This window comes from Flavobacterium sp. SM15 (assembly GCF_022012335.1).
GTDB lineage: Bacteria > Bacteroidota > Bacteroidia > Flavobacteriales > Flavobacteriaceae > Flavobacterium.
Map to the genome: position 1 here is coordinate 363553 of NZ_JAKLTO010000002.1, position 24834 is coordinate 388386.

The window sequence follows — 24834 nt, forward strand, 5'->3', positions numbered from 1 at the left end:
AAATTTATATCTTTGCTCCGAATTAATAATTAACCTTTATAATTTAGTAAGATGAAAAAAGTTGTTTTAAGCTTAGCATTAGTTGCTACAATGGCAGTTGTTTCTTGTAAAGAAAATAAAGCTGAAGAGCCAGTAACTGAAACTACAGAAGCTGTTGAGGCTACTGCTACTGAGGCTACTGAAGCTGTTGATTCTGCTGCTACTACAGTTGACTCTGCTGCTGCTAAAACTGAAGCTGCTGCTACTGAAGCTGCTCCAGCTACTGAAGCTAAAAAGTAATTATAAATTACTGCTAGAAAAAATAGTCCCGATTAGATCGGGACTTTTTTTATGCCTATACCTGAACCAACAGGATTAAACTTCTCTTATTTTCTCTTTACTTATTTTCTCAACACTGCAACGATTTGGGCCACAGCCCAGCCTCTTAGGACCACAAGAAAACAGCAAACACACAACAAAAAGAACCACCAATTTATTTCTCATATCTATAAAACTGAAGTTAATTGCATTGCTTTTAATTGCTCCAGATAGTCCCGTTGGTTCGATAACCTCGGAATCTTGTGTTGGCCTCCTAATTTATCCTGATTTTTCAACCAATCATAAAAAAGGTTTTCTCTGGCTACATTCATCACCAAAGGATTTAAAGTCATGTTATTATAACGTTTGGCCTCATAATCCGAATTCAGGGACTGTAAAGCCTCATCTAACGTTTCTCTAAACTGCTCCATATTTTCCGGATACTTACGGAATTCAATCATCCACTCGTGAGCCCCTTTTTCCTTTCCTTCCATAAATATTGGGGCAACAGTATAATCCACAACTTCAGCGTTAGTTATTTGACAAGCCTTAGCAATAGCAGTATCAGTGTTTTCCACCATTAACTCTTCCCCAAAAACATTTATATGGTGCTTTGTTCTACCGGTAACACGAACTCGGTAAGGACTAAGTGAAGTAAAACGAATCGTATCCCCAATAAGATAACGCCACAAACCGGAATTAGTGGTAATCACCACGGCATAATTCTTATTCAATTCCACTTCCGCTAAACGAATCACGCGTTGATTCAAGGTTCCAAAAGTATCCATCGGAATGAATTCGTAGAAAATCCCGTAGTCAAGCATTAACAGCAAATCACTTGAATTATTCAAATCCTGAATCGCAAAAAACCCTTCCGAAGCATTATAAATCTCATAGTATTTAAAATCGGCTTTGGGCAAGAGTTTTTTATATTGTTCACGATAGGGCTCAAAGGAAACACCACCATGAAAATACACCTCTAAATTAGGCCAGATCTCCAATAAATTTTCTTTACCGGTTTCCTCGAGCATCTTATTAAGCAAAACGAGCATCCAGGAAGGAACACCTGCAAAACTTGTCACGTTCTCGTCCCGGGTTTCATTAATGATCGCCTTGATTTTCGTTTCCCACTCACTCATCAGGGACACTTTATTGCTTGGTGTACTACTAAATTCTGCCCAGAATGGCATGTTTCCGATTAAAATCGCCGATAAATCCCCAAAAAAAGTATTGTTATCTTCATACAACTGCTTACTTCCGCCCAAACGCAAGCTCTTTCCGGTAAACAATTGCGATTCTTCGTTATTATTCAGATACAAACACAACAAATCCTTACTGGCTTTGTAATGACAATCCTCCAACGCCTCACTACTCACGGGAATAAATTTACTCTTTGCATTAGTGGTTCCGCTTGATTTGGCAAACCATTTAATAGGAGTGTTCCAGAAAACATTCTGCTCGCCTCTGCGGGTAAGTTCAATCATTGGTTCCAATTCTTCATACGTAGAAACCGGAACGCGCTCTGAAAAGGTTTTATAGCTTTTAATCGAGCTAAACTCATGCTTCTTCCCTACTACCGTATTTTCCGCTGTTCGCAAAAGATTGAAAAGCAATTCTTCCTGTACTTCGTTGGGATATTTCAAAAACAATTCCATCTGATGAATTCGTTTTTTCAGGATCCAGGAAGCGATTGAATTTATAATGGTTAACGGCATCTTTTATCAGTATGAATTATGAATTGTAAAATAGTAATTATAATTTTACATCTCAACCAAAAATACTAATTTTTTGGTCATTTTAAAACCGAAAATTGAACCGATGACATATCAGGGCGTACTCACAAAAATGGAAACCGAATTGGCCAACCCGATTCAGTACTACTTAGTTTTTGAAAACAGCTTTCTAAACCTAAACCAACTGCTTAACAAGGAATTGGAAATTACCTTTCAAGGCTACCAATGTTTGAACTGCGGTAAGAAAAAGAAAATTTTCCGTCAGGGTTTTTGTTATGATTGCTTCATGAGTAGTGCAGCTGCCGGCGACTGGATCATGAAACCCGAATTAAGTACTGCTCATTTAGATATTGAAGACCGCGATTTAGAGTACGAAAAAAAGGTACAACTACAGCCTCATATCGTCTATCTGGCCTTATCCAGCGAAGTAAAAGTTGGTGTGACTAGAAAAACACAGGTCCCAACCCGTTGGATTGATCAGGGAGCAATTCAGGCAGTACCGATAGTGGAAGTTCCTAACCGTTATTTGGCAGGAATTACCGAGGTTGCTTTAAAAAACCACTTTGTCGACAAAACCAATTGGCAGAAAATGCTGAAAAACGAAATCCCGCAGGTTGACCTGATTACCGAACGAAACCAAATTGAAAACCTTTTACCGGAAGAAGTAAAACCTTATTACAGCACAACTCCTGAAAAGCTATATGACTTAAGCTATCCTGTTTTGGAATACCCAAAAAAAGTAAACAGCCTGAATCTGGACAAAACCCCAAATTTTTCCGGAAAATTATCCGGTGTTAAGGGACAATATTTACTCTTTGAAGACGGCACGGTATTTAACGTGCGAACCTTTGAAGGTTATGTAGTATCCATTAACTTGTCATAATAAAAAAAGCCCCTTTTGGGGCTTTTTCTTTATGGGTTTTGTGCAGGTTGCTGCTGTTTTTTCTTGTTGCCGAATAAATCTTTAATAGCATTGGTCGCCGCTCCTTTAATATCTGGTTTGGTTGGTGCCGATTGCGTTTTAGCAGTATCTTTTGTTGCGCCAGAAGTATTTCCTTTAGTTCCACCTAACAATCCACCCAAAGCAGACGTTCCTTGATTAATCAATTTGTCCTTCTGATATTTGATAAGCTGCGTTGTTACATTTGTAACTGCTTGTTTCATGTCTGTAGAAACCTTAGGACTTTTGAAATTTCCGGTCATGGTTGCATTTACCGGAACATTTTCCAATTTACCTTGTTCCGCAGGAGTTAGCTTAGCCAACAACTTACTTACTTCCGGTCCTAAATATTTTGCAGGAACATCAAATTTTAAGTTGTAATTCATCGATTGATCAAAACCGTGCGTTCCTCCGATAGTCACTTTAACGTCTTGATATTTCAAATCGATAGGTTTCACATTTACCCTTCCGTTACTGAACGACAAGGCCGCTTTCACATCGTTTAAATTCAATTTGTTCACATCGATGAACTTCACATTGGAAGCCAACGACGAAAGCAACTGCGAGTTATTGGCATTTACCGTAGTGGAAAGCAACTGTCCTAACAAATCCCCTGAAATTGTTTTCAGATCCGGTGTCATTTCCATGGCGTCCAGATTTCCTGAAAGTTTAATAGTTGAGTTCAGTTTCCCGTTAATAACCCCCGCAATTGGTGCAATAGATTTCAACATATCCAATTGTGTGAACGATTTGGAAATATCTACTTTGTTCAAGCCTAAATTCATTTTGAAAGTTGGCGTTTTTCCTTTAGTAGAAACTACCCCATCAACTCCAATCTGCCCGTCAAAAATATTGGTTTGGATGTTCTGAAGTGTAACCGCCTCGTCTTTGATGATCATTTTTCCGGAAACATCTTTCAACGTTAAATTGTCATACACAACAGTGTTGGCTTTGGCTGTAACCGCACAATCCAAAAAGGCAGGAATTTTTACCGCTTCTTTTTTTGCACTTCCTTCTTTTGTTGTAGTTGTGGTCGGCTGCATAAAATCAGACACTAAAAACTGATTTGAATTCATGTTGAAATTCGCTTTCAGAATCTGGTTCTTGAACACAAATCCGTAGAAATTATCCAGAGTTCCTGAGGCGTGGATGTCTGATTTCCCGGTTTTCATATCCAATTGGTTCAAACGAATTTGGTTTGGATTGAACGCCACTACTGCTTGGGAAATCTGTACCGGTTTCGCCATTTCCGGCCCCGAATAATTAAATCCGGTTAAGGACATAGTTCCCGCGTTTTGTATGTTTTGGTACTGACTGGTTTCCACCGATTTCATGTCGAATTTGGTAACCACATCGGCTTTTAAGATTCCGGAAAGTGGTTTGTCTAATTTTACCGGATACGCTTTACTCACATTCGCCAGATTGATTACCCCTTTTAGTTCCGCGTTTACAAGCGCATTTTCAGCAATATTTCTGATGTTGGCTTTCGCATTAAACACGTCCTGATCAATTCGGAACGATAATTTGTCCAAGTTCACATAGGTGTCGTTCATTAGACCGGTTTCGTTAATGATTTTGGTATCAATCACAATATTTTGCACCGATTTCGGCAAGTCCGGATATTGGAACGAGGCGTTATTTGAAGCAATTTCAATGTTGAATTTCGGAACGGTTGTATCGGTCAATTCACCTTTTACTGTTCCGTCCACTTTAAATTCTCCGGTTGTTTTTACCGATTTAATATTACCGGCATAAGCTTCAGGAATCAATCCTAAGAAGTTTTTAAAATCGGACGTTGGCGTTTTGAATTTCAAATCGTACACCTGCCCTTTTTCCACCATTTGAATGAATCCCGTAAACTCAAGTGGCAATTGATTAATTAAAGCTTTATTGTCCTTAAACTCGTATTTCTGGTTCTTTAGATCGATCCCTAAAACGGCGTCTAAATCAAGTGCTACATTTTTCATGTAGTTCATCTTATCCATGTCCAAAGATAATTTAGCCGTTGATTTGGTTTTTAAATCCAGTTTTTCAGCAGCAAAATTTCCGGTTCCTTCATGGTTTAAGCTATCAATCACCATTTTGATTTTCGATTTTTCATCGATGTATCTAAAACGAAGATTCTCTACCGAATACTTCTGAATGTTCATGGCAAACGGCTTGCTTTCCGAAGGCTGTTCCGGTTTATCCTCCTTTAAAGCGATGTCAAAGTTTCCGATTCCATCCTTATTAAAGATGATGTTTACAACTCCGTCTTTGGAAGAAAACCCTTCAATGTTCATGGCCTCGCCTTCTCCTTTGAAAAGTTCCTTAACCGACATTTTCAAATTTACTTCTCCTGCATAAAGCAAAGTATCACCCTCAAAAGGCGCTTTATTGATGATGCTCAGTTTGTCAATGGTCACGCTGGCATTGGGAAAGTTTCGAAACAAACTCAGACCAACGTCTTCAAAGGCTACTTTAGCATCAAGATTTTCGTTAATGGTTTTGGCAACCAATTCTTTAATCTTGTCTTTAAACAAAAAGGGAGCGGCGGCTAAAACAATGATAATCACCAACAAAGAAATCCCGGTTATCTTTAAAATCTTCTTCAACATAATTTATTAACTTTTATCTTACGAATTTACTACAAAAATTAAACCAACTTACTTAACAAAACGTAAATAAGTTGGCTTGCTATAAAAATATTATGTTAAATCTTTATCGAATGGTAATTTCAAAAGGCATAATCACCTGATTTCCTTTACGTTGGTTCACACGACGAATTTGTTCTAATGCCTGATAATTTTCTTCCCCAAGTTCTTCTTTAATCAAAGCTTCTCTGGATTGAAAGATGGAAATCCCCGAAAATTCACGAAGCATATCCTCAAACGTTTTCTCATATTCCGGATAATTCTCAATTCTATATTTGTCGATTTTAGCCAATTTTGCCGCATGCGTAATAGCCTTATCCATACCTCCCAACTTATCTACCAAGCCAAGTTTAACCGCATCAGTTCCCGTCCAAACACGCCCCTGAGCAATAGCATCTACCTGCTGGGTGGTCATTTTTCTTCCTGCAGCAACGCGTTTTAAAAAGGTGGTATAAATATGTTCAATGCTTTCGGTAACATAGTTTTTAAAATTCTCATCAAGCGGCTCAAACACGCTGTAGCCCGAAGCGTTTTTATGGGTTTTTACCTGTTCGGCGTTGATTCCCCATTTGGTCGCTAACGGATTAAAGTTTGGAAGCGCTCCGAAAACCCCAATAGATCCGGTAATTGTACTTGGTTCGGCAAAAATGGTATTGGCATTACACGAAATGTAATATCCGCCGGAAGCCGCTAAATTCCCCATGGAAACCACCACCGGTTTTACTTTTTTGGTCAATTCGATTTCCCTCCAGATCAGTTCCGAAGTTAATGCGCTTCCTCCAGGAGAATTTACTCGTAAAACAACCGCTTTCACTTTTTTATCGTTACGGGCCTCTTCAATGGCACGACGCATCGAACCTTCTCCGATATACCCCACATCCCCTTCGCCGGATTTAATTTCACCTTGCGCATAAACCACCGCAATTTTATCCTTAATAGAATGATCTTTACCGGTAGTTGCTACTTTTTTGGCATAGTCCAGAACACTTACCTTATTGTATTCTTCGTCTTTTTCAACTTTAAGTGCTTTGCGAATATCGTTATGGTACTGGTCTTCGTAAGCAATACGGTCGATTAAATGCTTTTGCTTGGCCAATTCCGGCGTTCTCGCACCCAAAGAATTAGCAATTGAGTTCAAACTGTCTACCGAAATTTTTCTGCTTTTAGCAATATCCGAAACTACAGTTCCCCAAATTGAATTTAATAAAACGGTCATTTGTTCTCTGTTGGCCGGGCTCATCTCATTTTCCAAAAACGGTTCGACAGCACTTTTGTATTTTCCGTGACGGATCACTTCCATCTTGATGCCGGATTTTTCCTGAAAATCTTTAAAGAACAGGATTTCCGAAGACAATCCTTTGAACTCCAACTCTCCCACCGGATTCATGTAAATAGTATTAGCTACCGAATTCAGATAATATTCCGGTTGAGAATACGCGTTGGAATACGCATAGACGAATTTTCCCGTTTTCTTAAATTCTTCCAGTTTGTTTCGGATGGCTCTTCTTTGGGAAACCCCAATCATGGATTCATTATTCAGAATGGAAATCCCTTTGATCTTATCATCGGTTTTTGCGGCTTCAATCGCGTTTAAAACATCGGAAACCCCATCGTTTTTAGTTTCAAAATAATCGAAATCAGTAAATTTAAACTGACCTCCATAATCATTGACCACCTCCTTTAAATCCAACTCAATTACAGAATTGTCCTTTACCCGAACCGTATCGTCCCCTCCAAACAAGGCACCAACAAGCAGCATTCCGAAGAACAGCATCATAAAAAAAACGAACAACCCTACTATGGTTGCCAAAACATTTCCTAAAAATCTCATGGTATTCTATATTTATTCAATAAGTAGTAAAACTGTTAAAATTGTTACAGTTCCAGTAAAAAAATCACACCTTAAGAACTTATCAACATTCCGAAAAATTTAAAATTCTTTTAGTTACTTTGCCGTATGAGCATGCAACATCAGGTCGTTTTATCATTAGGAAGCAATCAGGGAAATCGCTTGGAAAATCTCCAGAATGCAATTGCCTTGATTCATAAAAACATAGGAACGGTTGTTCGGATTTCCCAAGCCTATGAATCGCCTTCCTGGGGTTTTGAAAGTGATGCTTTTTACAATTGTGCCCTTTTGCTTCATACCGGATTTTCGGCTGAGACAGTTCTATACAAAATTCTGGAAGCCGAAAAGGAGCTAGGAAGAGTGCGTGGAGCACAAAATGGCTATCAGGCAAGGCTAATCGACATCGACATCGTGGCTTTTAATGAAGAATGTTTTGAAACCGAAACACTTCACATCCCGCATCCACAGATGGAAAACCGATTATTTGTATTATTACCGATGCAGGATTTACACACCGATTGGATTCATCCACGTTATGGAAAGTCGGTTGCTGAATTAATTGAAGCTACTTCAGACAAAAGCGAATGTAAAATTGCCGGAAAACTGATTGCTCCTTTGGCTGAATTCGACTTACACCGTTACAATTACATCGCTATTGAAGGAAACATCGGCGCCGGAAAAACCACGTTATCCACTAAAATATCCGAAGATTTCAATGCCAAATTGGTTTTGGAACGTTTTGCCGACAATCCGTTTTTGCCGAAATTCTATAAAGACCAGAACCGTTACGCCTTCCCTTTGGAAATGTCTTTTTTAGCCGACCGTTACCAGCAATTGGCCGACGATTTGGCGCAGTTCGACTTGTTCAAGGATTTCGTGGTGGCGGATTACCACATTTTCAAGTCACTGATTTTTGCAAAAGTCACTTTGGCTGAAGACGAATTTAGATTGTACAAAACGCTTTTCGACATTATTTATAAAGAAATGCCTAAACCGGATTTGTACGTGTACTTATACCAAAACACGGAGCGTTTGCTGGAGCAGATTCGCCAGCGTGGACGTTCCTACGAACAAGAAATACCGGCGGAATATTTAGAGAAAATCAATCAAGGATATTTGGATTACATCAAAACACAAACCGACTTAAACATCTTAATTATTGATGTTTCCGATATGGATTTTGTAACCCAGCAAAGTGATTATCTGAGAATCTTGGAATTAATCCAAAAACAACAGTAGTTATTTCTTCTTTGAAAATGCTTGACGAACAAAGCCAGATACAACCATAAACTGTATTCCTGCTGTAAGTTTGTGGTCTTTTAACGGATTTTCTTCGCACCAATCCATAAGCGTAACCAGAAGTACAAAAAACGAAAGCAAACCTAAAAACAAAAGAAGTTTTTGTTGAATTTTCATCGTTAGTTTTGAATTTTCTGAAACAAATCCCACACCACAATTCCGGCACTTACCGAAATATTCAGGGAATGCTTAGTCCCCAACTGCGGAATTTCAATCACACCATCACATAAATGAATGGCTTGTTGAGCCACTCCTTTTACTTCATTTCCAAAAACAAGTGCATATCTCTGATTGGCTTCTACCTGAAAATCATTCAACATGATAGAATTTTCCACCTGTTCGATGGCATAAACCGCAACCTTATCTTGTTTTAGGTTATTGATCACCTCCAACACATCTTTCGCATATTCCCAAGTTACCGTATCGGTAGCACCTAAAGCGGTTTTGTGAATTTCTTTATTGGGTGGAGTAGCCGTAATTCCGCACAAGTAAATTTTTTCAACAAGAAAGGCATCCGAGGTACGAAATACCGAACCGATGTTGTGCAGGCTTCGGATATCGTCTAACACTAAAATTAAAGGCGTTTTGCTTGCCTGTTTGAATTCGTCTATATTTTTGCGATCTAATTCGCTGTTGGCCAGTTTTCTCATGGTTGTGCATTAAAAAAAGCCCCCAAAATTAAACATTTTAGAGGCTTCTGAATTATTTTAAGGCTAAAAATCAGCTTTTTACTTCTTGCACTTTTACTGGTTCAGCTTTTACAGGAAGTGGCTTAACATCTCCTTTGATCGTTAACACTTTTGGAGTTTCTGAAGCGTTAGTAGTTAATGTAACTGTTTTCATGAAAACACCAGTTCTGTGCGTATCGTATTTTACACCAATAACTGCTTTTGCTCCTGGAGCAATTGGCTCTTTAGGGAACGTAGGCACTGTACAACCACAAGAACCTTGAGCATTCATAATGATTAACGGTTTGTTTCCGTTATTAACAAGTACAAATTCTCTTTGTCCGTTAGCATCCTGATCGATTGTTCCGTAGTCGATAGTTTCGTTTTCGAAAACCATCCCTGGACCTTCAACTCCTTTAGCTACCGCTTTTTTAGCAGCTTTTTTAGATTTTTTAACTTCCGTTTTTACTTTAGTCGGAGTTTCTTGTGCACTTACGGTTGTGATTCCAAAAACGAAAAGCGCGCTTAATAATAATATTTTTTTCATAATTCTTTGTTTTTTAAAACGTTTGAGAAAGCAAATCTATTAAAAAAAGATTTTCAAAAACCATACCACTTTATTTTTTAATTAATTTTTAAGACTAATTTTCACAAACAAAGTCTTCCTGTATATTTGCAAATAAACCAATCAGCATGTCAGCAAAAGAAAAAGCGCCGAAAGAAACACCGTTAATGAAACAATACAACGAGATAAAAAACAAATATCCCGATGCTTGTTTGCTTTTTCGCGTAGGTGATTTTTATGAAACTTTTGGTGAAGATGCGGTTCGCGCTGCCGGAATTCTGGGCATTACCCTTACCAAACGCGGCGCGGGTTCGGATTCTGAAACGGCTTTGGCGGGATTTCCTCATCATTCCTTAAATACTTATTTACCTAAATTGGTAAAAGCTGGTCTTCGCGTGGCTATTTGCGATCAGTTAGAAGATCCGAAAATGACCAAAACCATCGTAAAAAGAGGAGTTACAGAATTAGTTACTCCCGGAGTAGCTCTAAACGACGAAGTTTTAAGTTCAAAATCGAATAACTTTTTAGCCTCGGTTCATTTTGGAAAAAAACTGATTGGAATTTCATTTTTGGATGTTTCCACCGGTGAATTTTTGACCGCACAAGGTAATCAAGAATACATCGACAAATTACTGCAGAACTTTGGTCCGAGCGAGGTTTTGGTTCAGAAACATTTTAAAAATCAATTTAAAGAGCAGTTCGGAGAAGATTTTCATTCTTTTTATTTAGAAGACTGGATTTACAAAGAAGACTATGCCTTTGAAAGCCTGACCAATCACTTCCAGACCAATTCTTTAAAAGGATTCGGGATTGAAGAATTACAAGAAGGCATTATTGCATCCGGAGCAATTCTTTACTATTTATCCGAAACCCAACACAATAAAATACAACACATTACCAACATTCACCGTATAGCCGAAGACGCATACGTTTGGATGGACAAGTTTACGATTCGCAATTTAGAACTCTACCACAGTTACAACCCAAATGCAGTTACTTTATTGGATGTAATTGACCGCACGCTTTCCCCAATGGGAGCACGATTACTCAAGCGTTGGCTCGCACTTCCTTTAAAAGACACCAAGAAAATCCAAGGACGTCATGAAGTGGTGGATTATTTGAAAGAAAATCAGGAGGTTTTACACAAAATGCAGTACCAAATCAAGCAGATTTCCGATTTGGAGCGTTTGATTTCGAAAATTGCTACTGGAAAAGTAAGTCCACGCGAGATTGTGTATTTGTGCAATTCATTAGATGCGGTGATTCCAATCAAAGAAGCTGCTTTGGAAAGTTCAAACGAAGCGTTAAAAACCATCGGAGACAGCTTACATTCCTGCGACTTGTTGCGTGAAAAAATCAAAACGACTTTAAATCCGGACGCGCCCGTTTCCATCAACAAAGGAAATGCTATTGCAAAAGGAATTCATCCCGAATTAGATGAATTAAGAAGCATTGCCTTTTCCGGAAAAGAATACCTGGAGGCCATGGAAGAGCGCGAAAGTGCAAAAACAGGCATCCCTTCCTTAAAAATATCCTTCAACAACGTATTCGGTTACTATATTGAAATCCGAAACACCCATAAAGACAAAGTGCCAACGGAATGGATTCGTAAGCAAACCTTAGTGAATGCAGAACGCTACATTACCGAAGAGCTTAAAGAATATGAATCTAAAATTTTAGGTGCCGAAGAAAAAATTCACAAACTGGAATCTGAATTATTTGAAGAATTGGTACTTTGGATTGCCTTATACATCAAACCGGTACAGTTAAATGCAAATTTAATAGCACAGTTGGATTGCCTTAGCTCTTTTACCCAATTGGCCATCGAAAACAACTATATAAAACCCGAAATTGATGAATCGTTCGATTTAGACATTATAAACGGACGTCATCCGGTAATTGAAAAACAACTTCCGGTTGGCGTTCCCTATATTGCAAACGATGTTTTTCTGGATAATGCCGTACAACAAATCATTATGATTACCGGGCCAAACATGTCGGGTAAATCGGCGATTTTAAGACAGACCGCTCTTATTGTTTTATTGGCGCAGATGGGAAGTTTTGTTCCTGCAGAAAGCGTTCGCATGGGCATCGTGGACAAAATTTTTACCCGTGTAGGCGCCAGTGACAACATTTCAATGGGCGAATCGACCTTTATGGTGGAAATGAACGAAACGGCCTCGATTTTGAACAACATTTCGGATAGAAGTCTGGTGCTTTTGGATGAAATCGGCCGTGGAACCTCAACTTATGACGGAATTTCCATTGCGTGGTCGATTGCGGAATATTTGCACGAGCATCCAAACAAACCCAAAACGCTTTTTGCCACCCATTATCATGAATTAAACGAAATGGAAACCACTTTTGAGCGCATCCAGAACTTTAACGTTTCGGTGAAAGAACTCAAAGACAATGTTTTGTTCATTCGTAAATTGGTAAAAGGCGGAAGCGCACACAGTTTTGGTATCCATGTGGCGAAAATGGCCGGGATGCCTCAAACGGTTATACTAAAAGCACAAAAGATTTTAAAAAAGCTTGAAAAAGACCATTCAAGCGAAGCTATGACCGGAATTAAAGCCGACAAAGATGAAATGCAGTTGAGTTTTTTCAATATGGACGATCCGCTATTGGAAGAAATCAAGGAAGAAATCGTGAATTTAGACATCAACACCCTCACTCCGGTAGAGGCTTTGATGAAATTGAACGAAATCAAACGCATGTTAAGCAAAAAATAAACATTTGTAAATTCAAGGATATCAAACAATTAAAAAAAAGTTTTATTTTTTTCATTTGAAACTCTTGCGAAATTAAATTTATGTGTTACATTTGCACTCGCAATACGAAAGTAGTGCAGTTCATTTGACAAATTGATAATGCGAAAATAGCTCAGTTGGTAGAGCGCAACCTTGCCAAGGTTGAGGTCGCGGGTTCGAACCCCGTTTTTCGCTCAATACCAATATAAATGCTCGAGTGGTGGAATTGGTAGACACGCTGGACTTAAAATCCAGTGGACATTATGTCCGTGCGGGTTCAAGTCCCGCCTTGAGTACTTGAAAAAACCGTAACACGTTTATTTTTAAACTGTTACGGTTTTTCTTTTTTAGACTTGCCAAACCATTGCCAAACATTTACAAAAACATTGTTTTTTTTCTACAAAGGCACTTCCCCAGTTTCAACAAGATTATAAAATTCATCAGTAGAAAGCAATATTGCGTTTTGCTCTTTCGCCTTTTGTATTTTTACTTCTCCGGCATTTGAGCCACAACACAAAAAATTCAAATTAACTGTTATACTTTTAGCAATATGAAATCCTTTTTCAATTGCAATTTTTGTCAATTGTTCTTTTTCGCTTGGATTGTAACCAGTAAAACAAATTTCAATTTTAGGCTCTTTCTTCTGCTTTAGAGAATAAACAATTTCCCAGCCTTTTTTTTCTGTAAGGTTTTCAATTTCCGTTTCGGTTAATTCTGTTTTAGATTTCAGAATACTCAAAAGTTTATTTGATAGAATCATATTTAAATTATTGATAATCAAATATAAAATAATTTACATTACATTGTAAGTCCAAAAGTCTTAGTGCATTTTTGCACTTTGGCAATAAAAAAAGCCATAACAGATTTTTCTATTATGGCTCTTAAATCAATAAATTACCTCAAATGCACTACCTCTTCAGGTGGGTACAAATTGATATTTATCAATACAATTTCATTATTAGAATTTCTAAAATATCGGGGTGTTATTCCTAAACCATGAGCAACCGACCTTATATAAACTAAATTAATCGGATTCTCTTCATCTATAAACCCTTTTACGTTCCTTACAAGCTTACCTCTTTCAATATGCTTTCTTATCGTTGCTTCACTTTCACCTGTCAGTATAGAAAACTCTTTTGTTGTGTATTGTGCCATTATATCAATTATTAATTATTAATTCATTGCAACTAACTGCAACTTTTACAACTTCTTTTTAATCCCTTTTAAAATAAGCGCAAAGCCTTAAATATCAAAACGTGACAATTTCAGCCGTGACAGTCTAAAAAAATGGTCAAGCATACGTTTACCGCGGGACGCAACATTCTACCGTACATTTCAAGCCCTTTTACAGTACCTTTTTTATTTTTTATACCCTGAAACACATTTTAAATAGAACGCTCTTAAATCGCTTTGTTTTGAGTTAGTAATAACTTAAAAAGAACTGAAGTTTTTTATTCTTCAGTCCCTTTAACTTTTTTTACTCTATCCTCTTTTAAGTTTTTTAAGATTGTCTACCGAATCTGTTCTTATCAGCATACTGTTGTCACTTGATGACTGGCCAATTAATGAACTAAAAACAAAATCTTGCACTTTGAAATATCCGTTTAATTCACGCCCTGCATATTTTTCAATTTTCAACTTCAAAAGATTGAAATCGTTTATTAACTTTTCAGCATACTCAATTATTTCAATCTCTTCTTTTCCGTTTGCATAAATACAATGCATTTCTGTTATTGATTCAATTGATTTTTTTGGCAAAACAAATTTGTCATTGTTATACTCCAAAAGCGATAAATCCAAAACAACCGGATCTTTACTTTTTTCTAAAACTTCTTTAATGCGGTCTTTGTATTCCTGTAAAGTAGGCTTATGATTTTTCAAAATTCCCTCAATAGAAATATCATTTGTAATACCGGCCTTTTTAAGTCGTTCCTTTTCCAAGCCTAAATAAATCATCGCCTCATTTTCTCCCTTTGCCGTTAATTGTGATTTAAAGACCTCATTACTGTATTGCCCTATATTTAAATCATTATAGGCCTCAATTAGCGATGTTAATTCATTTGTAAACTCATTCAAACGGTTTACACTCTTTTTAATTGCGGTTTCATTGCGGGAAATTAATTTTCTTTCCATTCTTAATAAATTTTAATTGTTAATAATTGTTTAATCAATACAACACCTCACTTACAAAACCAGAAGCAAACATATTTAACTGACTTGCCGGATAGAGTTTAACTTGCTTTATTCTTTGATTTGAATTTGCATTTCTGATGTTGTGAGCAATCTCTTTAACTTGCTTTTCAAAATCTGAATTATGCCAACGTTTAGACAAATACCTTCTTTTGATTTGCTCAAATACTTTTTTATCATTTTTGAAATAGTATTTTAGTCCTGTATGACTTAGCAACAAACTCCCTTTTTTTTGCATCGAAATATTAATTCCGGTAACCACACAAACACAATCTTTTTGAAACTCATTTTCTGAATTAGAAACTACCTTTTTTGACGCTATAATTAAACGGTCATTTTGGGTAGTCGTACCAATTAGAAAATCTATCTTTTTACTCATTATTTCAGATGTTACTCTTTTTATGTTTTTTGAGTTTGATAAAATGAGTTTCTGCAATTGCTTTTTATGGTATTTGAAATTTTCATTTTGATTATTTTCTACTAAACCAGTCCAAAAAATCGGATTTGAATATTTTAATAATGCTTCCTTTTGCGAGTTTTTACATAAATTGTCAATTCGGGTAGTGTTATCAAAAAAAAGTACATTTTGCCACTCGTTTAACAATTCTCTTTTAAATGCTTGCAATTTTGTTGTACTTATATCTTTAAGCGTTTCAATACCAAACTTTTTAAGTTTTTCCATTTTGGTATATTTTATTTCAAAACGCATTACATCATTTAAAATATTAAACCCTCTGGAATTGTATTGTAATGCTTTGTTATACAGTTTTACAATGTATTGCGAGTGTACGACTTGTTTATATTTACCCTCAAATGAGTTTTTTTGATATTCAAACGGTTTTGTTTTATGAAGTAAGCAGCTCTCAATAATTTCGTTTGTTTCAATTATTGGGTTAATATTTATTCCTACTTCTAAACACTTTAAAATACAGTTGCCTGAATCAATATTAAACTTTCTTTGAAAGTCCATTAAAACCAATAAAAAAGCCTTAAAATCAAAATCGTTATAGTTGTGCGCTCCGGCGTTCCAGTATTTATGCAAACTTCCACTTATTGTAATTGTTCCCGTATCGTAAATTCTAAATTCTAAACCTTTGTAAAATGCGTTTTTGTATGGCGTTGTTTTTTTACCGTTTCTGTTTACGGTTCTAATTTGTCCAGTTTGTAAATTGATTTTATCATAAAAATCTAAATAGGGATTTTGTTCTAATTCAATAGGACAAACGCCAGTTACTAATATTTTTACGAAATCAACCAAAAGAGTATATTTGTAGAAGTTTTTACAATGCCAACGTGAAAACGAACTTTGAACAATAAAAAGGGCGTGATGACATTACGCCCTTTTTTAATTCAAATACTAAGTTTAATAATTCAAAAAGTTAATTTTTAGCCGTTTAAAGGAATTAAGGCGGCTTCAATGTCAGAGCGCTTATAAAACACCCGGCCTCCAATGCCATATGACTTTAATTTTCCTTTTTTAGTCCAATTGTGTAGACTTGAGATGTCAATTTTGAGCATCTTTGCGACCTCCGACCTAGAAAGATAATCTTCGGGGGATTTTGGTTTGAATTCCTTTAGGAACTCATCTAAGTGAGCTTTTACGCCTTTTGTGATTTCGCTTTGTAGTTGTTCGGGCGAAATGTTAATCATCTGTACACTTTGCATATTCGAAATATTTAATTGTTGATACTTCGGCAAAGATTTTACTATTTCGTTGGTACTCTATTGCAGTACCGTACTGTTTTAGTACTGATTATCTAATCAGTTATAATACACTTTATTTTCTCTTTAAAATCTTGACAAACTTCAAAATTATTTTTTTTGCAATATTCTAAAATTAGCTCAATATCTTCTTTTTTTCTTAAGTAGATATTTTTGTCTTTTGATTTTGAATCCTTTTTTATAACGCTTAGAGTTTGGGTTATATAAGGCCTATATCCATCTTTGTTGCCTAATAACTCAGCAATTTTTGGAGGCTCGTTTTCTCTCAACATTTCTTGTATTTCTCCAGTAGCAAATTTAACCCCAATTATAAACCAGTTTTCTTTTGTTTTATCTTTTTTCCGGTTATTGACTTTGGTTTCTTTTTCTATTTTTACGTTCTCTCTAAACTCCTGTTCAATCTCATAGGCATAAATAGAAGTTTCTTTGTTTTTTTCTGGCATTAATTCCAAGTGCTCAAAGTAAAATTTATCATAATCAATTAAGGTATTTGAGCCTAAAGATTTTAATTCATTAACACACTTATCTAATAAAATATTTAAGTCCTTTGAGTAAATGTAAATTTTCCGCTTTTTTGTATTGATTATATTTTGATTTTCTTTTAATTGCAAATAATCAATAGTGCTGTTTAGAACTGTATTAATATCAAAACATAAAGTTTGCAAATTACTTATTGTCTTTTCTTTTGGTTCTGAGCGGTCTAAATATTCATAAATTGAGTTATAAAAATCAAAATAAGATTTAAGTTGTTTCCACTTTTCTGAATTCATAATGCCAATTGTAGTATATATTTTGTTTTCCATTTTGATCGGATTTACTTAATTAAAACAATGCTTTTTTTTAGTTGTTTGTGCCGTTTTTAACGACTTTTAATTCGGGTGCTTTGTCTTTGTTTAATTGTTCGTAAAACTGCATAAAAAGGTCTGCGTTTGCGTCTTTGTCTTCACTTTTATTAATATAGTCAAGAAACAAACTTTCTTTACTGTGTCCAGTTATTCCAATTAATACGGCTGTTGGTATTTTTTTGTAATAATTAGTAGCAAATGAGCGTCTAAAACTATGCGAGGTCACAAGTTCCCATTTTGGGTAAAAGTCCCTAATTTTACGCATACTTTCGGGATTTTCTTTTTTTGCATTTGGGTTTAATTTTTTACCCTCAACTATTTCGTTAATCTCCGCAAGTTCACAAACCTTTTTAATATGTTCGTTTAGTTTTTGTGAACTCACTTTATAAGGAAATTCGTTTTCTAAAATATCAATTATATGTGGGTTTATTATCCCAATTGTTACCGATTTTTTTGTTTTTTGTTGGATTAAATCCAGGTACATACGCCCCCCTTTGTACCTAATATTATCCTTTGTGATATTAAGTAAGTCCCCGCCACGCTGTCCAATTTCACAACCAATTAAAATCCATTTTCGAGCGTTTACATGCGCTTCATTTGTAATTTTATCACTGGTTCTAATTTTCTCTAATTCCTCAAAAGAAAGGGTAACGATAAAACGCTCCTCATTTGTTTCTGTAAAGCCTTGCATTTGCTTTACATAAGGATTTATTTGTATTTCCGTTTTTTCAGCGTCCAAACAAACCGTTTTTAAATTATCAATTTGTTTACCGGCGTAATTTTTGGAATAGTTTTTTTTGTTGATTAGCCAATTAGTAAACTTATCAACAAAGGTTTTATTAATATCTAAGAAGTGTATTTGTTTCTTTAGTGCGTTTTTTTCGTAGTCTTCAATTACTTTTTTAAAAGTTTCATAACCTTTAACTCTACTTTCTGAAATTCCGATTTTTGAGCGACCTGATACTTTTCGAGTGTTTGCGTTATCAATAATATACTGAATATGGTTTTTCAACAAACCTGAATCGGTTTTTTCTACTCTTTCAAAACATTTATCGATTTGACTTTGTAACCAAAATTTATCGATTAAAACACTTTTTGAAAGGTCTTCATTAAGATTGTCAAAAATATAGCTGGATAGTTTTTTTAGACTATTAAAGAGCTTTTTATTTTCATCTGTATTTTGTTTGGGCAGATTCGTTTTATCGCTCCAGTCTTTCGGGTTAATTGTAAAACCGGTATTTAACTCAATAAGGTTGTTTCTTCCAAAAGATAAATAAACCTTAATAGCAACGTTTTTATTTGCGTTACTTCTTAATCTAAAATTTACACTTGCCATAATTTGAACTTTGAACAATTCAAAAATAAGGCTTTTTTAAAACTTGCCAAACATTTGCCAAACATTTGCCAAACATTATTCAATTTCATTAGTTTTTATTCAACTAATGAAACAAACCAAAAAAATTAAAAACTATAGAAAATAAAGGCTTTAAGAAGCATTTTACACACAATTACAACGTTTATACAAAAACATAAAATCGAATAGTTTCAAGTCCCGCCTTGAGTACAAAGCCTTAAACAAATTGTTTAAGGCTTTTTTGTTTTTAAGACTTTTCATTCAACAACTGTTATATTTATAAAAAAATCTAAGTGTTTTGTTAAATTACACTTTAACGAGTTTTTGTGCAGTTTAACGATTTTTTAATGATTGTATAATATAAGGAGTAATTTTGCACTCGATTTTAAAGTATTGTAAGTAAATCATTTAAAAACCAAAACAAAACACAAAATGAGAACACTAGTTCTAACCCTTGTTTCCCTAATTACTGTTTCTTTTTCAACTCTAGCCCAAGGAGGTCAAAGCATAAAAACTGATAACAAAAAAATCAACAAAGTTGCAGTAGAAACTTCCGGATTGAATTTCATTACTCATGATTCAGGAATCAACTCTGAACTTTCAGAAGTAGGTTCGACTTTCTTCATGGACAAATACCTTATTTTATCCAACAAGAAAAGAGGTTTTGCAAAAGTTACCGTAGAGACAACCAGCAATACTGCCAACAACAACCTTTTTTGCGCAAACGTAGACAAATACGGAAATCTTTCTTACCCAATCGTTTTTTCAAGACTTTTGGATTCAGAAACCAACGAAGGAGGAGTAGCATTTTCTCCTAACCAAAAAACGATTTACTTAACAAGAGCAAAAGCCGAAAACCCTAACCAGTACGAATTATTCAAAGCTTCTTTAGACCTTGAAGTAAAAGGATACTGGAAAGATCTTCAGAAATTAGACATCAACGGTGCTTATTCTGTAGAAACTCCTTCAATGAATGCAGAAGGAACTAAATTGTACTTCGCATCTGAAATGCCAGGTGGTTTTGGTGGTTTTGATATTTATGTAGCTGATGTACTTGCAGACGGAACTTTAACCAACCCGGTAAACTTGGGTCCAACGGTAAATTCTTCTGCAGATGAAAAATACCCATACACGTCAGCCGAAAAAAAATACGTTTACTTCTCTTCAAAAGGGCACGAAACATTTGGTGGATATGATATTTTCAGAGCTTCATTAACAAACAATGCAATTGTTAACCGTGTAAACATGGGAAGCACTTTAAACACCACTAACGACGAGGTAGCTTTTATCTTAGCCAGCAAAACAAGAGGTTATATCTCTTCAAACAAAAATTCTGATGTTCAGGATTTCAATGTATACAAATTTGAATTGGTTGAACTAGAGCAAAAACTTGATGCAATTGTAGTTGAAACTCAAACACAAACCGCTTTACCAAATGCAAAAGTTATCATCACGGACGAGTTTGGAAATGCCGTTAAAACAACGACAACAAACGAAAACGGAAGAATTGCTTTAGAAGTAGCACCTTTAACACAATACACTATTGTAACCGAAAAAGAAGGCTACAATCTTAACACCATTATTTTCAACGCTTGGGGAAGCGGCAACAACAACTACAACAAAACAATTGCGCTTGATCAAACCAAAGCAGAAATCATTGACAACGCTATCGTCATTGAAAACATCTATTTCGATTTCAACAAAGCAACCGTTAAAAAAGAGTCTGAGCTTTCACTTAACAAAATCATCGAAGTGTTGAATTCTAATCCTGAAATGAAGATCACCATCAACGCACACACCGATTCTAAAGGTTCAGACACATACAACATGAACCTATCTGAAAAACGTGCCGCTTCTGCTTATCAATACCTTGTTAAAAAAGGAATTGCAAAAGAGCGTTTAGAATCTAAAGGATATGGAAAAACGCAATTGAAATTCAACTGCGGAACAAATTGTACTACAGAAGAAGATGCTAAAAACAGAAGAATCGAATTCTTAATCAAATAACATCATGAGAAAATTAGTTGCAGTAAGCGCCATTGCCCTTTCTTTAGCGTCTTGCTCAAGCGGATGGAGTTGTAAAGCCCGATATGTAAAACACAATTCCACAAAAAACAAAGAAACACATCGTGTAGCCTAAATAAAAAGTCCCGAAATATTTCGGGACTTTTATATTTTTGCAATCCTTAAAAAAACGCCATGGGAACATTTTCAATTAGTAAAAAAGAAAACGGTTTATTCAAATTCGAATACAATTCCCGAAAAGGAAAAACCTTACTTACAAGCCAAAGCTATAAAGACAAGGAAGCCTGCGAGCAAGACATTATCTTTTTAAAGGAACGCATCGAACAGGTTTCATTTCTAAAATTCAAAACCCCTGCAGGAAAGTTTTTCTTCAAAATGATTCACAAAGGACACATTCATGGTATCAGCAGAAAATTCACCACTGAGCTGCTTTTAGCCAAAGGACTGGATGAAATCACGACCAAATTTTCCGCTTCGGAAGTTTTAGATTTTTCACAGGAAATTTTATTCGATTAACCACATAAAAAAATCCCGAACCAGTCGGGATTTTATTTTATGAAGCAGCCTGTAAACGCTGCAATAAATTTTTGCTTAACGAATGTTCTGCGTAATCTTTATCAATAATTAGCTCTTTCTCATCCGAACTTGGCAAATCATACATGGCATCGGTTAAAATTGCCTCACAAAGCGAACGCAATCCACGGGCACCTAATTTGTATTCCAAAGCTTTCTCTACAATAAAATCTAACGCATCATCGGTCATGGAAAACTCAACATCGTCCATGGCAAACAATTTCTTATACTGTTTTACCAACGCGTTTTTTGGTTCGGTTAAAATTGCTCTTAAAGTCGCTCTATCTAACGGATCCATATGGGTTAATACCGGCAAACGTCCAATAATTTCCGGAATCAAACCAAAGTCTTTGATGTCCTTTGGAATGATGTACTGCAACAAATTATCCTTGTCGATGTTATCGGCACTTTTCGAAGAACCATAACCCACCGCCTGACGGTTTAAACGTTTGGAAATCACACGATCGATACCATCAAAAGCACCACCGGCAATAAACAAAATATTTTGAGTATTGACTTCTACAAACTTCTGATCCGGATGTTTTCTTCCTCCTTTAGGCGGAACATTTACAACCGTACCTTCCAAGAGCTTCAACAAAGCCTGCTGCACGCCTTCTCCGGACACATCTCGTGTAATGGAAGGATTGTCACTCTTACGGGCAATTTTATCAATCTCGTCAATAAAAACAATTCCGCGTTCCGCTTTTGCCACATCGTAGTCTGCCGCCTGTAATAAACGGGTCAAAATACTTTCAACATCTTCCCCAACATAACCTGCTTCTGTTAAAACGGTCGCATCCACGATTGCCAAGGGAACGTTCAACATTTTAGCAATGGTTTTGGCCACCAACGTTTTTCCGGTACCGGTTTGACCTACCATGATGATGTTACTCTTTTCAATTTCTACCTCATCGTCAACCTGTTTTTGAAGCAAACGTTTGTAGTGGTTATAAACCGCAACCGCCAGAACTTTTTTGGTTTGCTCCTGGCCGATTACATATTGATCTAAAAAGGCACGAATTTCTTTTGGTTTGCTTAACACCAAATCCGCAAGCAAGCTTGAATTACCGCTTTGCTTTAACTCCTCCAACACAATTCCATGTGCTTGTTCAATACACTTATCACAAATGTGTGCATTGATTCCTGCTATAAGCAGATTCGTTTCCGGCTTTCTTCTTCCGCAAAATGAACACTCTAATACTTCCTTAGCCATATCTCACTCACTTTTCCTGTCTGGAACACTTTCCAAACACCTCATTTCTTATTTATTTCTTGTCAACACCTCATCAATCATACCGTATTCTTTTGCTTCGGCAGCAATCATCCAGTAATCTCTTTCACTGTCTTTGTATACCTTATCGTACGGTTGTTTTGAATGATTAGAGATGATTTGGTACAACTCTTCTTTCAATTTCAACATTTCCTTTAAGTTGATTTCCATATCGGTTGCAACTCCTTGCGCTCCACCTGAAGGCTGATGAATCATCACACGGGAATGTGGTAAAGCCGAACGTTTTCCGTCTGCGCCCGCACAAAGCAATACTGCTCCCATGGAAGCTGCCATTCCGGTACAAATTGTAGCAACATCGGGTTTTACAAATTGCATGGTATCATAAATTCCTAATCCAGCATACACACTTCCTCCAGGAGAATTGATATAAATGCTGATATCTTTAGAAGCATCTACACTTTCTAAAAACAACAGCTGCGCCTGGATAATGTTTGCCACATAGTCATCCACTCCTGTCCCCAAAAAGATGATGCGGTCCATCATCAAACGGGAAAAAACATCCATGGAAGCGACATTCAACTGACGCTCTTCAATAATATAAGGAGTCATACTTCCAACGATTTTATCGTAGTACATGCTGTTTACTCCGTGATGCTTCGTGGCATATTTTTTAAATTCTTTTCCGTAGTTCATATAGTAAATCTTTTAGTTTGTAAGTTATAAAAAAACGCCAGACTAAATGGTCTGACGTTCAAATATACTTATTTTTTACGAGAAATTATTCTCCGTACATTTCTTTAATAAAGTCTTGGTAAGAAACTTCTTTTGCTTTAGCAGAAACTTTTTCTTTGAAAAGGTTTAGCATTTTCTCGCTCATTACCTGTTCAGAAAGGCGTTTAACTTCCTCCTGGTTAGACATTACTCTAGCCACAATATTCTCAACATCAGCATCTGTTGGATCCATTTGTCCGAACTGAGCCATTTGTTTTTTGATTAATGTAGAAGTGTAGGCTTTTAAATCTTCGAAAGTAATTTGAAGGTTGTTCTCGGTGATTACTTTTCCTTCGATCAACTGGTAACGTAAACCATTTTCAGATTTAGCGTACTCTTCCTCAGCTTGCTCTGGGCTTAATGGGTTCTCACCTACGGTTTGGATCCATTTTTTCAAGAACTCTGAAGGTAAGTCGAATTTAGTGTTCTCGATCAAGAACTCTGTCACATCGTTTAAGAATTTCTGATCCGCCTGAGTTGCGAATTGCTGCTCAGCATCTTCTTTGATTTTCCCTTTTAATTCTTCTACTGAAGTTACGTTTCCAGCTCCGAATAATTTATCGAACAACTCTTGGTTTAATTCCGCTTTTTCAGAAGTATTGATTTCTTCGATAGTGAAGCTTACCTCGATATCTAAACCATGAACCCCATCGTGATCCACTTTTAAGTAATCCATTAATTTGTGATCGTCATCGAATAACCCTTTAGTTCCAACAGTAACTACATCACCAACTTTTTTACCGATGAATTTTTTGATGTCGGTTTTTCTTTTGAAAGTGTCCAAATTAATGTTCACCGTATTGTTGATTCCGGCCTCTTCGTTAGAGAATGTCCCTCTTAAATCATCACCTTCTTCCACTTTTTCTTTAGAAATCAATTTCCCGAATTGCTTCTGAATACGCTCTACCTGCTCATCAATCATAGCGTCATCAGCAACGATAGTGTATTTTGAAATTTTGTTTTTAGCAGTCAAATCCACAGAAAACTCAGGAGCCAATCCTAATTCGAATTCGAATTTGTAATTGTCAGTATCCCAATCGAAATCTTCAGTCACTTTTGGAAGTGGGTTTCCTAAGATATCCAATTTCTCTTCAACCAAATAATTGTTTAATGAATTTTGTAACAACTTATTCACCTCATCCAACAAAACTGCTTTACCGTATTGTTTTTTAATCAAACTCATAGGTACTGCTCCTTTACGGAATCCCGGAATACTAGCATTTTTACGGTAATCAGCCAATACTTTTTCTACCTGACCTGCATAATCATCTTTTGTAACTTCAACAGTCACAACTGCATTTAACGCATCTACGTTGTTTCTTGTAATATTCATTATTTTATTTTTTACATACTAAAATTGGGTTGCAAAATTATAGAATTTTTACA

The 24834-nt window shown here is 36.1% G+C and carries 23 protein-coding genes and 2 tRNA genes; 9 read left to right on the top strand and 16 right to left on the bottom strand.

Translation table 11 applies throughout. The features are described from left to right. Positions 1 to 51 precede the first annotated feature (51 nt). Positions 52 to 279, top strand: a complete 228-nt coding sequence (locus LZZ90_RS04540) for a hypothetical protein (RefSeq protein WP_237789498.1) — start codon at positions 52 to 54, stop codon at positions 277 to 279. 206 nt (positions 280 to 485) lie between these two features. On the opposite strand, the gene LZZ90_RS04545 is transcribed toward LZZ90_RS04540, so the two are convergent. Beyond that, a complete protein-coding gene (locus LZZ90_RS04545; protein ID WP_237789499.1) occupies positions 486 to 2012 on the bottom strand; it encodes a GH3 auxin-responsive promoter family protein in 1527 nt (508 codons plus the stop codon). A gap of 103 nt (positions 2013 to 2115) precedes the next feature. Here LZZ90_RS04545 and LZZ90_RS04550 point away from each other — a divergent pair, with 103 nt between their 5' ends. Then, positions 2116 to 2913 carry a DUF2797 domain-containing protein gene (locus LZZ90_RS04550; protein WP_237789500.1) on the top strand — a complete coding sequence of 266 codons (798 nt, stop codon included), beginning with the start codon at positions 2116 to 2118 and terminating at the stop codon, positions 2911 to 2913. 29 nt (positions 2914 to 2942) lie between these two features. On the opposite strand, the gene LZZ90_RS04555 is transcribed toward LZZ90_RS04550, so the two are convergent. Continuing rightward, on the bottom strand, positions 2943 to 5567 hold the full coding sequence (locus tag LZZ90_RS04555) for an AsmA-like C-terminal region-containing protein (protein ID WP_237789501.1): 2625 nt from the start codon (positions 5565 to 5567) through the stop codon (positions 2943 to 2945). A gap of 103 nt (positions 5568 to 5670) precedes the next feature. Beyond that, positions 5671 to 7434, bottom strand: coding sequence for a signal peptide peptidase SppA (gene sppA / locus LZZ90_RS04560; protein ID WP_237789502.1), 1764 nt, complete (start codon positions 7432 to 7434; stop codon positions 5671 to 5673). Positions 7435 to 7560: 126 nt separating this feature from the next. Between sppA and folK the strand changes: the two genes are divergently transcribed. Continuing rightward, complete coding sequence (gene folK / locus LZZ90_RS04565) at positions 7561 to 8691, top strand: 2-amino-4-hydroxy-6-hydroxymethyldihydropteridine diphosphokinase (RefSeq protein ID WP_237789503.1); 1131 nt, start codon at positions 7561 to 7563, stop codon at positions 8689 to 8691. On the opposite strand, the gene LZZ90_RS04570 is transcribed toward folK, so the two are convergent. The 3 genes from LZZ90_RS04570 to LZZ90_RS04580 all read right to left on the bottom strand — a co-directional run bounded on the left by LZZ90_RS04570 (position 8692) and on the right by LZZ90_RS04580 (position 9966). Further along, complete coding sequence (locus LZZ90_RS04570) at positions 8692 to 8868, bottom strand: hypothetical protein (RefSeq protein ID WP_237789504.1); 177 nt, start codon at positions 8866 to 8868, stop codon at positions 8692 to 8694. Positions 8869 to 8870: 2 nt separating this feature from the next. After that, positions 8871 to 9401 (bottom strand): RNA methyltransferase, encoded by a 531-nt coding sequence (locus LZZ90_RS04575; RefSeq protein WP_237789505.1) that lies wholly within the window; start codon positions 9399 to 9401, stop codon positions 8871 to 8873. A 70-nt stretch (positions 9402 to 9471) separates the two neighbouring features. Continuing rightward, a complete protein-coding gene (locus LZZ90_RS04580; protein ID WP_237789506.1) occupies positions 9472 to 9966 on the bottom strand; it encodes a DUF1573 domain-containing protein in 495 nt (164 codons plus the stop codon). A gap of 146 nt (positions 9967 to 10112) precedes the next feature. On the opposite strand from LZZ90_RS04580, the gene mutS reads away from it, so the two are divergent. The 3 genes from mutS (at position 10113) to LZZ90_RS04595 (ending at position 13033) form a co-directional block, all read left to right on the top strand. Beyond that, positions 10113 to 12719, top strand: a complete 2607-nt coding sequence (gene mutS, locus LZZ90_RS04585) for a DNA mismatch repair protein MutS (RefSeq protein WP_237789507.1) — start codon at positions 10113 to 10115, stop codon at positions 12717 to 12719. A 140-nt stretch (positions 12720 to 12859) separates the two neighbouring features. Then, a tRNA-Gly gene (locus LZZ90_RS04590) sits at positions 12860 to 12932 on the top strand. A 16-nt stretch (positions 12933 to 12948) separates the two neighbouring features. After that, positions 12949 to 13033, top strand: a tRNA-Leu gene (locus LZZ90_RS04595). A 101-nt stretch (positions 13034 to 13134) separates the two neighbouring features. On the opposite strand, the gene LZZ90_RS04600 is transcribed toward LZZ90_RS04595, so the two are convergent. The 7 genes from LZZ90_RS04600 to LZZ90_RS04630 form a co-directional block, all read right to left on the bottom strand. Beyond that, entirely contained in the window at positions 13135 to 13497 is a 363-nt protein-coding gene (locus tag LZZ90_RS04600; protein ID WP_237789508.1) for a BRCT domain-containing protein, read from the bottom strand. A 134-nt stretch (positions 13498 to 13631) separates the two neighbouring features. Continuing rightward, positions 13632 to 13892, bottom strand: coding sequence for a hypothetical protein (locus LZZ90_RS04605; RefSeq protein ID WP_237789509.1), 261 nt, complete (start codon positions 13890 to 13892; stop codon positions 13632 to 13634). A gap of 327 nt (positions 13893 to 14219) precedes the next feature. Further along, the gene (locus tag LZZ90_RS04610) at positions 14220 to 14870 is read right to left on the bottom strand and encodes a hypothetical protein (RefSeq protein ID WP_237789510.1); all 651 of its coding nucleotides are present in this window, start codon (positions 14868 to 14870) and stop codon (positions 14220 to 14222) included. Between the two features lie 34 nt (positions 14871 to 14904). Continuing rightward, entirely contained in the window at positions 14905 to 15897 is a 993-nt protein-coding gene (locus LZZ90_RS04615; protein WP_237789511.1) for a hypothetical protein, read from the bottom strand. 416 nt (positions 15898 to 16313) lie between these two features. Next, positions 16314 to 16592 carry a helix-turn-helix domain-containing protein gene (locus LZZ90_RS04620; RefSeq protein WP_237789512.1) on the bottom strand — a complete coding sequence of 93 codons (279 nt, stop codon included), beginning with the start codon at positions 16590 to 16592 and terminating at the stop codon, positions 16314 to 16316. A gap of 92 nt (positions 16593 to 16684) precedes the next feature. After that, the gene (locus tag LZZ90_RS04625) at positions 16685 to 17452 is read right to left on the bottom strand and encodes a DUF2013 domain-containing protein (RefSeq protein WP_237789513.1); all 768 of its coding nucleotides are present in this window, start codon (positions 17450 to 17452) and stop codon (positions 16685 to 16687) included. Between the two features lie 37 nt (positions 17453 to 17489). Further along, entirely contained in the window at positions 17490 to 18830 is a 1341-nt protein-coding gene (locus tag LZZ90_RS04630; RefSeq protein WP_237789514.1) for a phage integrase SAM-like domain-containing protein, read from the bottom strand. 450 nt (positions 18831 to 19280) lie between these two features. Between LZZ90_RS04630 and LZZ90_RS04635 the strand changes: the two genes are divergently transcribed. From LZZ90_RS04635 to LZZ90_RS04640, 3 genes are read left to right on the top strand one after another with little or no spacing between them, the layout of a single operon-like run. Beyond that, positions 19281 to 20855 carry an OmpA family protein gene (locus LZZ90_RS04635; protein WP_237789515.1) on the top strand — a complete coding sequence of 525 codons (1575 nt, stop codon included), beginning with the start codon at positions 19281 to 19283 and terminating at the stop codon, positions 20853 to 20855. 4 nt (positions 20856 to 20859) lie between these two features. After that, positions 20860 to 20988, top strand: a complete 129-nt coding sequence (locus LZZ90_RS14065) for a hypothetical protein (RefSeq protein WP_255702318.1) — start codon at positions 20860 to 20862, stop codon at positions 20986 to 20988. A gap of 59 nt (positions 20989 to 21047) precedes the next feature. Further along, positions 21048 to 21389 (top strand): hypothetical protein, encoded by a 342-nt coding sequence (locus tag LZZ90_RS04640; RefSeq protein WP_237789516.1) that lies wholly within the window; start codon positions 21048 to 21050, stop codon positions 21387 to 21389. A 37-nt stretch (positions 21390 to 21426) separates the two neighbouring features. Here LZZ90_RS04640 and clpX read toward each other — a convergent pair whose 3' ends face one another. The 3 genes from clpX to tig form a co-directional block, all read right to left on the bottom strand. Next, the gene (gene clpX, locus LZZ90_RS04645) at positions 21427 to 22659 is read right to left on the bottom strand and encodes an ATP-dependent Clp protease ATP-binding subunit ClpX (RefSeq protein WP_237789517.1); all 1233 of its coding nucleotides are present in this window, start codon (positions 22657 to 22659) and stop codon (positions 21427 to 21429) included. A 48-nt stretch (positions 22660 to 22707) separates the two neighbouring features. Then, a complete protein-coding gene (gene clpP / locus LZZ90_RS04650) occupies positions 22708 to 23370 on the bottom strand; it encodes an ATP-dependent Clp endopeptidase proteolytic subunit ClpP (RefSeq protein WP_237789518.1) in 663 nt (220 codons plus the stop codon). A gap of 85 nt (positions 23371 to 23455) precedes the next feature. Next, complete coding sequence (gene tig / locus LZZ90_RS04655; protein ID WP_237789519.1) at positions 23456 to 24781, bottom strand: trigger factor; 1326 nt, start codon at positions 24779 to 24781, stop codon at positions 23456 to 23458. Positions 24782 to 24834: the final 53 nt, after the last annotated feature.